We start from the raw sequence: 13,829 nt of genomic DNA, 5'->3' as shown, positions 1-13,829 counted from the left end.
CTCTACCGCTACCTCGTCTTAGTCGTGAATGAGCACATCCCGAAACCCGGCCAGGCTGCGCCAGGGAACCTGGGGGTGCTGCATCCGAAAAGCGGGAGATAGGCGCTTGGCTGCCTCGCCCATGACCTCGAAATTGCGAATCACTGCATCGCGGATCAGTTTGGAGTTTTGTAAGTCCTGTAGGCTGTGCGCGGTTTCCAGTATAAAGTTGGCGGCTTCAAGGATCTGCCGCAGGTAAAGCCGGGGGTTCTTCACAGCTCTACTGCCTCGGCCCAGATACTTTCTTGTACCTCGGGGTGAAGATGGGCCACCTCTACCACCTCCACAGGCCAACCCAGGAGGGCCTCGAGGCCTTCCTTGAAATCAAGCCGGTCTTCTAGCTTAGCTCGGGCAAACTGGGCCAGGAAATCCACGTCGCTCCCCGCCTGCGCCGTCCCCCGCACCACCGAACCAAACAACCACAGCCGCTCCACCCCATAGCGCTGGGCCAGGGCCCGGATAGGTTCTCGCAGGGCCAGCACCGCTTCCTTGTTCAAAGGCGGACGGGTACGGGCCTCTAGGTCGTCCAGAAGCTCTGCAAGCTGAGCCGGGCTCAAGGCATCGAGCTGCTTGAGGATGCGCTCTCGAATCGTCATGCATGTAGTGTACAAGACCCGCTAGCGCCGACGCCGCCGCTTACCCTTCCCGGCGGTGGTGGGCTCGGGCAGGCCCTTGAGGCGGGCCTCGAGCGAACGCATCTGGTCGCGCAGGGACGCGGCTTTCTCGAAGTCGAGGGCCTCGGAGGCCGCCCACATCTCGGTCTCGAGCTGCTCCAGCAGGCTCTGGAGCAGAGTGGGGTCGTCCAGCACCATCTCGGCGGCCTCGGCCTCGTAGTCCTCGGGCTTGACCACCTTGCGCACCGATTTCTGGATGGTGGCCGGAGTAATGCCGTGTGCGGCGTTGTAGGCTTCCTGGATGGCCCGGCGGCGGTTGGTCTCCTCAATGGCGGCCCGCATGGAGTCCGAAACCGTGTCGGCGTAGAGAAACACCTCGCCCCCCACGTTGCGGGCGGCCCGGCCAATGGTCTGGATGAGCGAGCGCTCGGAACGCAAAAAGCCCTGCTTGTCGGCGTCCAGAATGGCCACCAGCGAGACCTCGGGCAAATCGAGCCCCTCGCGCAGCAGGTTGATGCCCACCAGGGCGTCGAAGTAGCCCAGCCGCAGGTCACGTAAAAGGGCCTGTCGCTCGAAGGCGTCGAGTTCGTGGTGCAGGTAACGGGCCCGCACCCCATGCTCCACCAGGTAGGCCGTGAGCTCCTCGGCCATGCGCACGGTCAGGACGGTTACCAGGGTGCGCTCGCCCCGCGCCGCGCGGGTGCGGATGGCGCCCATTAGGTCTTCGATCTGGCCCTGGGAAGGCTTGACCGTGACCTGGGGATCCAGGAGACCGGTGGGGCGGATAATCTGCTCGACCACCCGGCCCGAGACCTCCAGCTCGTAGGGGCCCGGGGTGGCCGATACAAAGACCATCTGCCCCACCCGCTCTAAAATCTCGCCAAACTTGAGGGGGCGGTTGTCGAGGGCACTGGGCAGGCGGAAGCCGTAGTCCACCAGGGTTTTCTTGCGCATGTAGTCGCCGTTGTACATCCCCCGAAGCTGCGGCGCAGTCACGTGCGACTCGTCCAGGAAGACCAGATAATCCTCGGGAAAGTAGTCCAGCAGGGTGTAGGGCGCTTCACCGGGAGCTTTTCCGGACAAAAAGCGGCTGTAGTTCTCGATACCGGGGCAGGTACCCATGACCTCGAGCATCTCCAGGTCATACAAGGTGCGCTCCTTGAGCCGCTGGGCCTCCAGCAGTTTGCCCTCGGCCTCGAACACCTTGAGGCGCTCCTCCAGCTCCCTGCGAATCTCCGGGATGGCCTGCTTCAAGCGCCACTCCGGGGTGGCATAGTGGCTGGCTCCCAAAAGCACAAACCCCGGCAAATCTTTCAGCCGGTCGCCCGTCACCGGGTGCACCACCGTGACGCGGTCGATGGTGTTGCCGAATAGCTCGATGCGTATGGGCTCCTGCTCGTAGGCCGGCCAGACCTCGAGCACCTCGCCCCTGGCCCTAAAGCGCCCCGCTTCCAGTTGCAAGTCGCCCCGTTCGTACTGCAAGTCCACCAGCCGCTCAATCAGGGCTTCGCGGGGGTAGTCCTGCCCCACCTCCACAATCAGGCTCATGTTCTTGTAGTCTTCGGGGCTCCCCAGGCCGTAGATGGCCGAGACCGAGGCCACCACAATCACATCGCGCCGCGTGAGCAGGCTGCGGGTGGTGGAGTGGCGCAGGCGCTCGATCTCGGGGTTGATGGCGGCATCCTTCTCGATGAACAAATCGCGCCCCGGCACGTAGGCTTCGGGCTGGTAGTAGTCGTAGTAGCTGATGAAGAACTCCACCGCGTTCTCGGGGAACAGCTCGCGGAACTCGGCGGCCAGTTGCGCAGCCAGCACCTTGTTGGGGGCCATCACCAAGGCCGGGCGTTCCAGTCGCTCGATTACCTTGGCCATGGTAACGGTCTTGCCGGTGCCGGTGGCCCCCAGCAGGGTCACGAAGCGCTCGCCATCGTTCAAGGCTTCCGTCAGAGCGGCAATTGCCTGGGGCTGGTCGCCTTTTGGCTCCGGGCCCTGGTAGCGAAACACATGACTCATCTAAACCCCCGGTGTTCTGGCATAGATTGCCAATTTACTTCTTGGGGATATTTTCTGTCTAAACCAGAACACAATGTGCACAAAAAAACCCCGCCCCAAAGGGCGGGGTCTGAAGTGGGGGTTCGATTAGAACTTCACTTCGTAGCTAATCTTGAAGGCGGTGCCGGTGCTGACAGTGGTACCACCGCCGTCCTTCAGGTCAGCCGAGGCGGCCGCCATGGTCAGGTTGCCGTACTTCCACTCGAGGTAGAGGCCGGTCACGCTGCCCGAGGCCGTGCCAAAGCCGGTGGTCAGGTTCCAGGGGAACTGGACTTCACCGGGGTAGGTGAAGACGCGGTCGGTGGTGATGGAGAGGGGGAAGTTGCCGTAGCCGCGCTGCGGGGTGGTGGCGGTGGGGTTGGGCGAGACCACGTTGGTCGCGCTGTAGTTGGCGTAGCCCACCTTGAACACGCTACCAGTGGCCAGGAACTCGTTGAGGTTCAGGCCCACCCGCCAGTAGGTCTCGCTGGAGTTGTTGGAACCAGGAGCGGTTTCGGTGATCTGGTTGGCGGCAAAGGCCCCTTCCAGGCTGGGCCGGAAGAAGATGCCCAGCGGGTCGGTGGTCACCCCAATGCCGTACTTGAGGGCAGTGGTGGAGAGGTTACCCGGCGCCGGAGTATTAGCAGCAAAGCTGTGGTAGCGCACGATGGGGTTCAGCGACACGAAGCCCAGCTTCAGGTTGTAGCCCGCGCTGGCCAGGATGTCGGTACCGGCGTTGGGGCCTGCGAAGGACTGGTACCACAGGTTCAGATCCAGACCCGAGATCAGAGCGTTGCTGGCACGCCCGTTGTGCACCAGCTTCACCCCGAAGCCCGACGACCAGCGGGCGTCCAGGTTGTTGTAGACGTAGAAGTTGTAGTTGCCGTTGATGCCCGACTGAAGACCGGTAGCACCGGAGACCTGGGCACCGTTGACGTTGGTGTTGTTGTAGAAGGGGTTGATGCTGAAGCCAGCGAACAGCGGGATAGTAGCGCCCACACTGAGGGTGTCGGCGGTCTGGGCGCCGGTGGCAAAGTCGGCGGAGTTGTCGTAGAAGCCGCGCACCTCGATGCCGCCCAGGATGGGCAGGGTCAGCTTGCCTTCCAGACCAAAGCCGCGGTTGTTGGCCGCGAAGGGGGCCTCGCCGTTGCCACCCAGGCCAAAGGTGTAGAAGCCAGAGGCAGCGGACATGCCGGCCACACCGTTTTCGTACTGCGGGTCAATGGCGCGGTAGTTGGCGTTCAGTTCGATGATGCCCAGCTTCACCCCGAGCTTGGTGTAGAAGGCCTGGTCGGTAACCAGCGCGTTGCTGAGGTCAACAGGCGTACCAAAGGGCGTGGAGGCCACAAAGGCGCCTTCCAGGTTCAGCAGACCGAAGAGCGAGCCGCTGTAGTCAATACCGAAAGCGGTGCGGTTGTTGCGGTTTTCGGCGTAGCTGAGGCCGGTGTTCAGGCCCAGCAGGTTGACCTCGGCCCGCAAACCGCCGTAGATACCGTTGAGGATAGTGTTACCGCCGTCCTTGGTAGTGTCGCGAACACCCTCACCCGCTACAATGGTGAACTTGGGCGACAGCGGGAAGGCCTTGGCGTCGAGCGTAGCCACAAAGCCACGGGTGGTTACCACATCGCCTACGGTGCTGTTGTTGAAGAGGTAGGGGTTGAAGCGGAAGGTGCTGTCGTCGTTGTTGTAGGTGACGCTGAAAGCTTGGCCGCTCAGGCTACCCTTCACGCTAGCGCTGTTGAGCTTGATGGCGCGGTCGGGATCGGTTCCGCCGTTGAAAAGACCGGCACCCAGACCCAGGGTGACCTCGCTGATGGCGCCTCCTGGCTTCAGGCCGAAGTTAAGGCTAGCGCCGCCGCCGGTATAGTCCTGGTCAAAGTCGCCCCGGCGGAACTGGTTGCGGATACGGTTTTGCGGGGTATTGTCTTGGGCGCCAGCACCCGAGCTCAGGGCGTTGTTGGGGAACAGGCGGTCGATGTCGAAGTTGGGACCCGTAGCGGTGGCGTAGCCGTAGGTAGCCGAGACGCTACCGGTCAGGGTCGGACGGGTGGCTTCCACTGCGCCAAGGCGGCTATCCAGGCCGCTCACCCGGGTGTCCAGCGCGCTTACCCGGTCGGAGAGGCGCACCAGGTCGCTGCGCAGGGCGGTGGCGAATTCCTGGATGGCGCTCACGTCTTCGCGGTTGGCAAAGCTCTCAAAGTCCACGTCGCCCAGTTGCTTCTCGAGGGCGGTCACGCGGTCTTGCAGGCTGAGCACGTCCTGGTTCAGCAGCACGGCCAGCTCGTTGAGGGCGCGGATGCTGTCGGCATCGGCCTCGACCTGGGTCTTGAGAGCAGCCACGTCGCCTTCCACGCCGTCCAGGCGCTCGGCCAGGATCTGGGCCTGGGCCAGGGCGGTGTCGGCGGCCACGCTGGCAGCTTCAACGCGGTCGGCCAGGTCAGCCAGGGCAGCTTCGTCCATGCCGCCTTCGGGCTTGGCGCTCTTCAGTTCTTCGATGGCAGCCTCGAGGCGGGCGATGTCGTCTTTGGAAGCGGCGTTATCTTCCAGGGCCGAGACGCGCACACCCAAAGCAGCCAGCTCGGCGGCCAGTTCCTGCACCGCGTTGCGGATAGCGGTCATGTCCTCTTCGCTCATGCCGCCGCCTTGACCCTTCACGCACTCGCCGCCCTGCTGAATCTCGTTGAGCAAGCGCTGGAAGATCAGGGCAGCCTGGTAGCGGGTCAGGTTGGTGTTACCACGGAACGTCCCGTCGGGGAAGCCCGTGATAAGACCGCAGGCCGCGATGCGCTCGACGGCTTCTTTGGCCCAGTGTCCGGCGGGTACGTCGGAGAACTGCGCCTGACCGAAGCCTAGACCGAGCACGGTCAGCAACCCAGCCAAGTAAACTACTAGCTTCTTCTTCATTCTGCCTCCTCAAACTCTCATGTTGTGTCCAGATGGACACACCACAAGAACCTGATGTTGCGGAGGTGCAGGATTTTTTTCTAGGGGGCGAGTTGCCGTGTTTCCTCTCCCAAAAAACCCTTTACATCCGCAACGGACGCCAGGTAAGAGATGCCCCCTTTTCAGGGCTCAAAAAGCTCTCACCTTGCGCATCCGGGGGGCATCATACCCGTGTATTTATCGCGCTGTCAAGTATGAACAAGCACACAGACGAAAAAACCGTACAATGAATAGGGGTTTATTAAGCCCAGAAAGGAGGGCCAAACTACAAAGTGAGGAGCGCAGGGGGTAAGGATGGTTGCAATGGGAGCGGTTAGCAAAAACTAATTCTGCTCCCACTCGGAAAGCCATTTTTTTACCTTACGAGGTGGCGGTCTTTTAGAGATAAGCAGCGAGCTGCGAAAGATCGAAGGTTCCGCGGATGCCGCCAGGGCGCGAATCCCGCCCTCTCCGCTGGCCCAGGTATTTATGGCCAGACCAGCTCTACGGGAAAGCCAGCAGCGCGAGCGCTGGACAACCAACGAGCAGGATTCAAAGGAATCGGGAAAATAGCAGTAACACGCAAAACACCGGCCGCGTCAAGGGGCTGGAGGCCCACCGGGCGGGTGGGCAAGGTAACGTCAGTTTGGTGCAAAAACGGGTGGGTTGGCCCTTTGGTTGTTCTATGGTTGATACAGGGCTGACTCGGGGGGCAAACAACCAGGATTGAGAGGTTAGAACATGTGCGGAATCGTGGGATATGTGGGTTTTCGAGATGCGTCGGAGGTTATTCTGGACGGGCTCAAGCGCCTGGAGTACCGGGGCTACGACTCGGCGGGGATTGCGGTCAAGGTCAACGGGCATCTGGAGGTGGTCAAGAAAGCGGGCAAGCTCAAGGTGCTGGCCGATAGCCTGAAGGAGCACCGCCTGAGCGGGCAGTTTGGGGTGGGACACACCCGCTGGGCCACCCACGGGGCCCCCACCGACCCCAACGCCCACCCTCATATGACCGAGAAGGGCGAGATTGCCGTGATTCACAACGGCATCATCGAAAACTACCTGCCCCTCAAAGAGGGCCTGATTGCGCGGGGCCACACCTTCAGCTCCGAGACCGACTCGGAAGTGCTGGCTCACTTGATTGAAGAAAAATACCAGGGGAGCCTGACCGAAGCGGTACGACTGGCCCTCTCCGAGGCCTACGGGGCCTATGCCCTGGTGGTAGCCCACCAGAACCACGAAGAGATTGTGGTGGCCCGCACCGTGAGCCCGCTGGTGATTGGGCTGGGTGAGGGGGAGAACTTCGTGGCCTCGGACGTGCCGGCCCTCCTGCCCTATACCCGCCGGGTGATTTTTCTGCACGATGGCGATATGGCGGTGGTGCGCCGCGAGGGGGTACAGGTCACCGACCTGGCCGGTAATCCGGTAGAGCGCGATGTGGTGACGGTGGAGTGGAGCCTCGAGGCCGCCGAGAAAGGTGGACACCCCCACTACATGCTCAAGGAAATCTACGAGCAGCCGCGGGTGCTGGAAAACACCCTGGGGGGCCGCCTTTACGAAGAGGAGGCCGGTGTAGAACTGGGCCTCAGCCTCGAGCCCACCCGCTACGACAAGGTGCACATCGTGGCCTGCGGCACGGCCTACTATGCGGCCTGGGTGGGGAAGTATCTGCTGGAGGCTTTGGCCCGGGTGCCGGTGGAAATTGATGTGGCCTCCGAGTACCGCTACCGCGACCCGGTAGTAGACGACAAAACCCTGGCCATCTGCATCAGCCAGTCGGGCGAGACCATCGATACCCTCGAGGCCATCCGCGAGGCGGGGCGCAAGGGGGCCGGCACCCTGGGGGTCATCAACGCCAAGGGCAGCAGCATCACCCGCGAGGTAGATGACACCCTCTACATTCACGCAGGGCCGGAAATTGGGGTGGCTTCCACCAAAGCCTACATCGCCATGCTGGCCGCCATGGCCATGCTGGCGGTGTGGATGGGCCGGGCCAGGGGCACTCTAGACGAAACGGCGGCGCGGGAACTCCTGCGCGAGATGCGCAAGCTGCCCCGGCTGGTAGAAGAAACCCTGGAGCAACGCCCTCACATTGCCCATATTGCCGAGAAGTACCACCAGGCCCAGGACTACCTGTTCCTGGGGAGGCACATCCAGGCCCCTACTGCCTACGAAGGGGCCCTCAAGCTCAAGGAAATCAGCTACATCCACGCCGAGGCCTACCCCGCCGGCGAGATGAAACACGGCCCCATCGCCCTGATTGACGAGCGCCTGCCGGTGGTGGTGCTCGCTACGCAAAGCCCCTTCTACGAAAAAACCGTCTCCAACATCCAGGAGGTGCGGGCCCGGGGCGGGCGGGTGATTGCGGTAGCCAGCGAGGGCGATACCGAGGTGCAGAAGTTTGCCCAGGACGTGATTTACGTGCCCAGGATCCACCCCCTGCTGGCTCCGGTGGTGAGCGTGGTACCGCTGCAACTCCTGGCCTACGAGACCGCCGTATTCCTGGGCCGCGACGTGGATCAGCCCCGGAACCTGGCCAAGAGTGTGACGGTGGAGTAAAGCGGCCTCTGGTGGCCCCCTGTACACGCGCTATCGCTTTGATAGCGCGTTCTTTTGGTATTTGTTTGATCTGGCGTGCATCGAGCAGTTTCGGTGATGTGGAATGAAGTACGATAGGTGTGATTATTTCCAGCCCTCAGCCTTCAGCTTTGGGCCTTGGGCAGTTCGATAAAGCATGGAAATCTATCTGGGCACCGGCGGCTACACCAACGAGGACTGGGTGGGCCTCTTGTACCCGCCCGAGGCCAGGCGGGAGGCGTGGCTCTCCATCTATGCGCGAACCTTCAACGCCGTGGAGCTGAACTCCTCTTTTTACAACATTCCGGGCCTCAAAGCCTTTGCCGGCATGCTCGAGCGCAGCCAGGGGCGGGTGCGCTGGGCGGTCAAAATTCACCAGCGCATGACCCATGAGCGCAACGCTAGCGAAGACGACTACCGGCGGCTTTTTGAGTCGGTGACTCCATTGCGCGAGGCAGGGGTGCTGGGGCCCTTTCTGGCCCAGTTTCCCCAAAGCTTTCACCGCACCCCCGAAAACCGCAGGTATTTCGCCGCACTGGCCCAGCGTTTTGCCGACCACGTCCTGGCCCCCGGCGGCCTGGCAGTGGAGTTTCGTCACACTTCCTGGGATAACGAGGAGGTCCGCGAGGCTTTCCGCAGGGCAGGGTTGATTTGGGTTAGCACCGATTACCCTCCCCTGCCCGGTCTGCCCAAGAACGAGCTACACCTCACCGGCGAGACTGCGTACATCCGGCTTTCGGGACGCAACAAGGAAAAGTGGTACGAGGGCAAGGATCAGTCCGAACGCCATGACTACCGCTACAGCGAAGAGGAACTGCGTTACTGGGTGCAAGCGCTGCTGGCGGCACTCGAGCACCACACCCTGACGCAGGTCTGGTTCATTTTCAACAACACCACCAAAGGCCACGCCCTGGCGAACCTGGAAATGCTCAAGAAGCTCCTGGAAGAAGCCGGGCTGCAACCCGGATAAAGCCACTACCGAGCGCTTGCCAGCTGCGGCCTGCTAAGGAAAAACACCAGCGCCAACCCGATCAGAAGGGCCGAAAACACATAGGGATAGGCCGGGGAAAGCCCGTACAACGAGGTACCCACCACCGGCCCCAGCATCCGGCCCAGGGCCTGCGCCGCGCTGGACAGGCCTGCTACCGCACCTTGTTCATCGTCGGAGACCGCCAGCGACTGAGCCGCCGTGAGGCCGGGGCTGGTCATGGAACCCAAACCCAGCAGCATCAGCGAAGCGGTGAGCCAAGCAAAGCTAGAGGCAAACATCAGGCCCAGGTAGCCCAGCAATAACAGGGGCATCCCCAGCATCAGCAGCTTTCGCGGCGGCCACTTGACGGCCCGCACCCAGACCCCCTGCACCAGCACCCCCACCACTCCAAAAACCACCAGGGCTATACCTACAGCCTGGGCAGTCCGGGCAGGGCTCAGCAAAAGACGATCCTGATACAAAAAAGCTACAGTCTGCTCCATGGCAATGGAGGCCAGGTTGATGCTCAAGCCTATTAACAGCAAAGGCAGGATACGGGGGTCGGCCCAGGAGAGCTGGGGCGGGCTCGAGGGGCGGGCCTCAGCCTTGCGCGACTCCGGCAAGACCACCCACACAAACAACGCATTCAGCAAGGCCAGGCTGGCCGAAAAAACCACCGGCGCCAGCAAGCCAAAATGAGACAGCCCTGCCCCAATGGCCGGGCCAAAGATCACCCCCAAACCAAAAGCGGCCCCCAGAATGGCGAAGCTCTGGGTACGCTCTTCGCGGGGGGTAATATCGGCCAGGTAGGCCTGCGCGGTGGGCAAGGTAGCTGAAGAAAAAGCGCCGCCCAAAAGCCGGGAAAATAGCATAGCCGCGAAAAGACCCCACCCCAGAAGCACTTTCTGGTAGCCCAGCCAGGCAAAAAAAGCAAATAAAAAGAAGCTGACTGCAAAACCCACAATACCCATCAACAGAATGGGCTTGCGCCCCATCACCTCGCTGCGGCGCCCCCAGTAGGCGGCCAGTACGAACTGCATCAGGGCGTAGCCGGTGGAAAACAATCCAACCTGCACCTCGCTCAAGCCCAGCTCGCGGGCAAGCGGCCCCAGGATGGGGAACAACACCGAAAGGCCCAAAATGCTATTGAACAAGGTGAGAAACAACAACGAAAGCGGCGTCACCGCCCAATAGTTTACCGCATGCGAAAAGCCCTAGGCCTTTCCTGGTTGAGCCGGTCAGGGCAACCGCAAGGTCAGAAAACCACAAGGCACGCGCCCCTCTCCCCTTGTGGGGAGGGTTAGGGTGGGGGTAGCGAGCAAAGCGAATGCCTTTGACCTTGGATTTTTGCCCTACGCAAGTCAAGCAGCCAGGCTCGGACACCCTCACCCCCGCCCTCTCCCATCGAGGGAGAGGGCGCTTAAGGCAACTTTGCGGTTGCCCTATTGAATCGGTGGTGTCGGGTTTACACCTTACACAAAAGGGGATGAAACGTTATAGCCCTGCAACAATTTGCGTTTATGCGTTTAAACTCTGTGAATAAGCTGTGGATAAGTCTGTGGATAACCTGTGGATAACTCTGCAGCGGTTTGCCTACTATTGGAGGGTTCTGGTAATACCAGATTCGGTTAGTTCGCCACCAAAGGGTGACGAACTAACCCGACCGAAGTTATCCGCGTAGCGGAGGGCGATACCGCCTCTTGGAAGGGAGACGCTTTCTTCGCCGACCGACAGGGAGGGGTGTACTCCAGGATTCAAAAAGACAGCCTCTGGTGTTTTTGTTTTTGTAAACTGTCTTTTTGAATCCGGTATAAGCCACAGGGAATGGGCTGTCCTGATCGTGGTACCCGCCCGCCACAGCAAAATCTTTTGTACGACTATTCGTGGGAGGCCGCTCTGAAAAACACCCACTAGGATTTTCGATATAGCAAAAAGGCCAGAGAAGCTATTCCCTGGCCTTTACTTTGGCGGAGGAGGGGGGATTCGAACCCCCGATAGGGACTTTCGTTCCCTATAACGGTTTAGCAAACCGCCGCCTTCAGCCACTCGGCCACCCCTCCAGTTAGGTTGTTGGGTTTGGGGGCACGTCCCCAAAAGCCGCAAACGATACTTTAGCACAAAACCGGGCATTTGAAACACCAAGACCGGCATTGGCGGAGGGAGAGGGATTCGAACCCCCGGTAGGCTCGCGCCTACAACGGTTTTCAAGACCGCCGCTTTCAACCACTCAGCCATCCCTCCACACGCCACAAGCTGGTTGTACGCCCTCCACTAGGCCAAAGCGCTCTACCAATATGGGATCGAGCGCTGGGCTTGTCAAGCAAGCTAGCGCACCGAGCGAATCTGGCGCACCAGAAGGGTACCCAGCACAAAACACACGGCGGCAATCAAGAACAGCACCGTATAGCCTGAGCCCGCGCTCTGGCGATTGAAAGTATCGAGCATGGCCCCAAAACCGCCTGCCAGCACCTGCGGCAGCACAATCGAGGTTTGCCAGATACCCATATCGGTGGCATGGGCCTGGGGGTTGGGCAGCACGTCCGAGACCAGCGCCCAGTCCACCGCCAGATAGGCCCCGTACAGCACCCCAAACACCACCGCCAGCACTATCAGCACATCGTAGCGCGGCAGCAACAGGATGGGCAGCATCAAGGCCGCCAGCCCCACCCCCGCCACATAGATGATGGGCTTGCGGCCTTGTTGGTCGGATATGCGCCCTGCAGGCACCGCCGAAATAGCGGCCCCAATGGAAATGAGCAGACCCAGCAACGCTACCGCCTGGAAGGCTTCCGTGGCTAGGGTCTGGCCGAAAGCCTGGAAGGTTTGCACCACATCAGCCAGGTAGTACTGAAGGTAGGTCTGTACCGTGTATTGCGCCAGCATGACCAGGAAGCGGGTAAACCAGACCCAGCGGAAATCGGCGTTGCGCCAGGGGGCCACCATGCTCTCCCAAAGCCCTCGCCTTTGTGGCTGCAACCCCGGCACCTCCCGAATCAGGCTCAGGATCATCCCGGCGGCCAGCAAGTTGACCAGGGCAATCAGGAGGAACTGCCACTGTAGGTTGGCCAGCAAAAAGCCCACCGCTCCTGCCACCACTTGACCCCCCACCTGCAACGCGCCCAACCACCCCGAAGCCACCCCGCGTTCCCGGCGGGCCGTAAGGTCGGGAATGAGCGCCGAGTAGGGGCCGGTGGCCATATCGTCGGCGAGCTGGAGCAGCAAATAGGCCACCACCAGTTGCCAGTAGCTGCCCGCATAGGCCATCCAGACCAGCGAACCTGCCGTCAGGATGGCCCCCAGGGCCAGAAAGGGCATTCGACGCCCCACCCGGTCGGAGATGTAGCCCCAGATGGGCGGCCCAATAAAGGCCATTACCGCACCCAGGGCAAACAAGAACCCCAGCCGGGTGGCCCGCTCGGGTTCGGGCACCAGCTCGGCCACCCTAGCTGGCAGCAGCACCAACAGAATCAGAAACCATTTGAAGCTACTCGCAAACCAATAGGAGGAGAGCACTAAGTACCAGGGGTTGGTGTGGATGCGCATTTGACCCAGTATACGGGTAGCACAAATGCGGTTTATCTGCGTTCAGCCGGTCGGAACCCCGGGCAACCCAACAATAAGAGTGTTCGGGAGGAAGCACATGCATGAAGCAACCCTGGTGATTACCGAGCAAGAACTGATTTGGGAAAAGGATAAAACCCACCTGGCCCACGACGACCAGGGCCGGATGTACCGCGCGAAGCGGCTACCGCGGCCTCAGATTCAGGGCGAGGTATTGCGCTCCATTCTGGCGCGCGGGGTTGGGCTTGGCAGCCCTCGAGTCTGGGTGCTGGTAGATGAGCGGTTAGAGCCTGTCGGTATCGTCACCCCCGTCTTGGAACTGGATGGGTTGGTAGAACTCAAGCATCCTGAGCTTCTACTGGCCATGTCTGTGAAAGGTGCTTTGCTCGATGAGGATTTGCTTGATTCCGAAAAAATGCTGCAAAACCTCGCCCTTGACCCCGCAGGCAAACTCTGGGTTCTGGACTACTCCAAATCTGGGGCTAAGTGGGTGTCCTCTTGGTATGAAGGGGACCCCAACATCCTGGTGAGCCTGTTTGCTCTCAGCGTTCATAGTCATTTTATTCCCGAACAGTTACCCCAGGTTCTAAAGTCTTGGGAGCGGGCCGCTCACACAGGCCTGGACGCCTTTGATGGCCCAGGGCTGCGGATGCTGGGGGATGTACGGTTGCTCAATCAGAGCTTAGCGAAGGTTACAACGGAGATGCTCAAGGCTTTCACCGAACAGCCCGATCAGGCCCTGGGGACACCTCGAGGCCTTGCTTGAAGCAGCTCTCCCAGGAGGGCCTGGCCTTACTGCCGCCCAGGCTTGAAAAACAGCCTTTAGGAAAAAAGTAATCCGGGGCGTATTCCCCGGATAAACTGGCGGGCGCGGCAGGATTCGAACCCACGACCTACTGATCCGTAGTCAGTCGCTCTATCCAACTGAGCTACGCGCCCTAAAAGAGCATCGGTGTACACCACCAAATGCGTCCTGTAGGGTAGCACAGGCACCCAAATGCTGTCAATCGAAGATGGAGGTCTTCCTCGGTTATCCGATGCGATTGACATTTTATGGCCAATACCTTACGCTTACCTTCATCTAGCGAATACTGCATGCAGAATGCAGAGTGCAAGTT

General features: G+C 60.8%; 9 protein-coding genes and 3 tRNA genes. 3 read left to right on the top strand and 9 right to left on the bottom strand.

All coding sequences use genetic code 11. The features are described from left to right. Positions 1 to 18 precede the first annotated feature (18 nt). From Mhypo_RS03290 to Mhypo_RS03275, 4 genes are all read right to left on the bottom strand, one after another. Positions 19 to 255 carry a HepT-like ribonuclease domain-containing protein gene (locus tag Mhypo_RS03290; RefSeq protein ID WP_119339882.1) on the bottom strand — a complete coding sequence of 79 codons (237 nt, stop codon included), beginning with the start codon at positions 253 to 255 and terminating at the stop codon, positions 19 to 21. Then, on the bottom strand, positions 252 to 635 hold the full coding sequence (locus Mhypo_RS03285; RefSeq protein ID WP_119339881.1) for a nucleotidyltransferase family protein: 384 nt from the start codon (positions 633 to 635) through the stop codon (positions 252 to 254). Before Mhypo_RS03285 ends, Mhypo_RS03290 begins: the two co-directional genes overlap by 4 nt. A gap of 21 nt (positions 636 to 656) precedes the next feature. Beyond that, positions 657 to 2,666, bottom strand: a complete 2,010-nt coding sequence (uvrB, locus tag Mhypo_RS03280; RefSeq protein ID WP_119339880.1) for an excinuclease ABC subunit UvrB — start codon at positions 2,664 to 2,666, stop codon at positions 657 to 659. A gap of 126 nt (positions 2,667 to 2,792) precedes the next feature. After that, positions 2,793 to 5,588 carry an S-layer homology domain-containing protein gene (locus tag Mhypo_RS03275; protein ID WP_119339879.1) on the bottom strand — a complete coding sequence of 932 codons (2,796 nt, stop codon included), beginning with the start codon at positions 5,586 to 5,588 and terminating at the stop codon, positions 2,793 to 2,795. Between the two features lie 759 nt (positions 5,589 to 6,347). On the opposite strand from Mhypo_RS03275, the gene glmS reads away from it, so the two are divergent. Beyond that, entirely contained in the window at positions 6,348 to 8,162 is a 1,815-nt protein-coding gene (gene glmS, locus Mhypo_RS03270; protein ID WP_119339878.1) for a glutamine--fructose-6-phosphate transaminase (isomerizing), read from the top strand. A 175-nt stretch (positions 8,163 to 8,337) separates the two neighbouring features. Next, positions 8,338 to 9,150 carry a DUF72 domain-containing protein gene (locus Mhypo_RS03265; protein ID WP_119339877.1) on the top strand — a complete coding sequence of 271 codons (813 nt, stop codon included), beginning with the start codon at positions 8,338 to 8,340 and terminating at the stop codon, positions 9,148 to 9,150. A gap of 5 nt (positions 9,151 to 9,155) precedes the next feature. Here Mhypo_RS03265 and Mhypo_RS03260 read toward each other — a convergent pair whose 3' ends face one another. The 4 genes from Mhypo_RS03260 to Mhypo_RS03245 all read right to left on the bottom strand — a co-directional run bounded on the left by Mhypo_RS03260 (position 9,156) and on the right by Mhypo_RS03245 (position 12,693). After that, complete coding sequence (locus Mhypo_RS03260) at positions 9,156 to 10,334, bottom strand: MFS transporter (protein WP_119339876.1); 1,179 nt, start codon at positions 10,332 to 10,334, stop codon at positions 9,156 to 9,158. A gap of 781 nt (positions 10,335 to 11,115) precedes the next feature. Beyond that, a tRNA-Ser gene (locus tag Mhypo_RS03255) sits at positions 11,116 to 11,210 on the bottom strand. Between the two features lie 91 nt (positions 11,211 to 11,301). After that, positions 11,302 to 11,391, bottom strand: a tRNA-Ser gene (locus tag Mhypo_RS03250). An 84-nt stretch (positions 11,392 to 11,475) separates the two neighbouring features. Then, positions 11,476 to 12,693, bottom strand: a complete 1,218-nt coding sequence (locus Mhypo_RS03245; RefSeq protein ID WP_119339875.1) for an MFS transporter — start codon at positions 12,691 to 12,693, stop codon at positions 11,476 to 11,478. A gap of 97 nt (positions 12,694 to 12,790) precedes the next feature. Here Mhypo_RS03245 and Mhypo_RS03240 point away from each other — a divergent pair, with 97 nt between their 5' ends. After that, a complete protein-coding gene (locus Mhypo_RS03240) occupies positions 12,791 to 13,477 on the top strand; it encodes a hypothetical protein (RefSeq protein WP_119339874.1) in 687 nt (228 codons plus the stop codon). Between the two features lie 96 nt (positions 13,478 to 13,573). Here Mhypo_RS03240 and Mhypo_RS03235 read toward each other — a convergent pair. Next, positions 13,574 to 13,650 (bottom strand) — tRNA-Arg (locus tag Mhypo_RS03235). Positions 13,651 to 13,829: the final 179 nt, after the last annotated feature.

The sequence above is a fragment of the Meiothermus hypogaeus genome (genome assembly GCF_003574035.1).
GTDB classification, from domain to species: Bacteria; Deinococcota; Deinococci; order Deinococcales; family Thermaceae; genus Meiothermus; species Meiothermus hypogaeus.
This window is presented reverse-complemented; position numbering and strand designations above follow the sequence as displayed.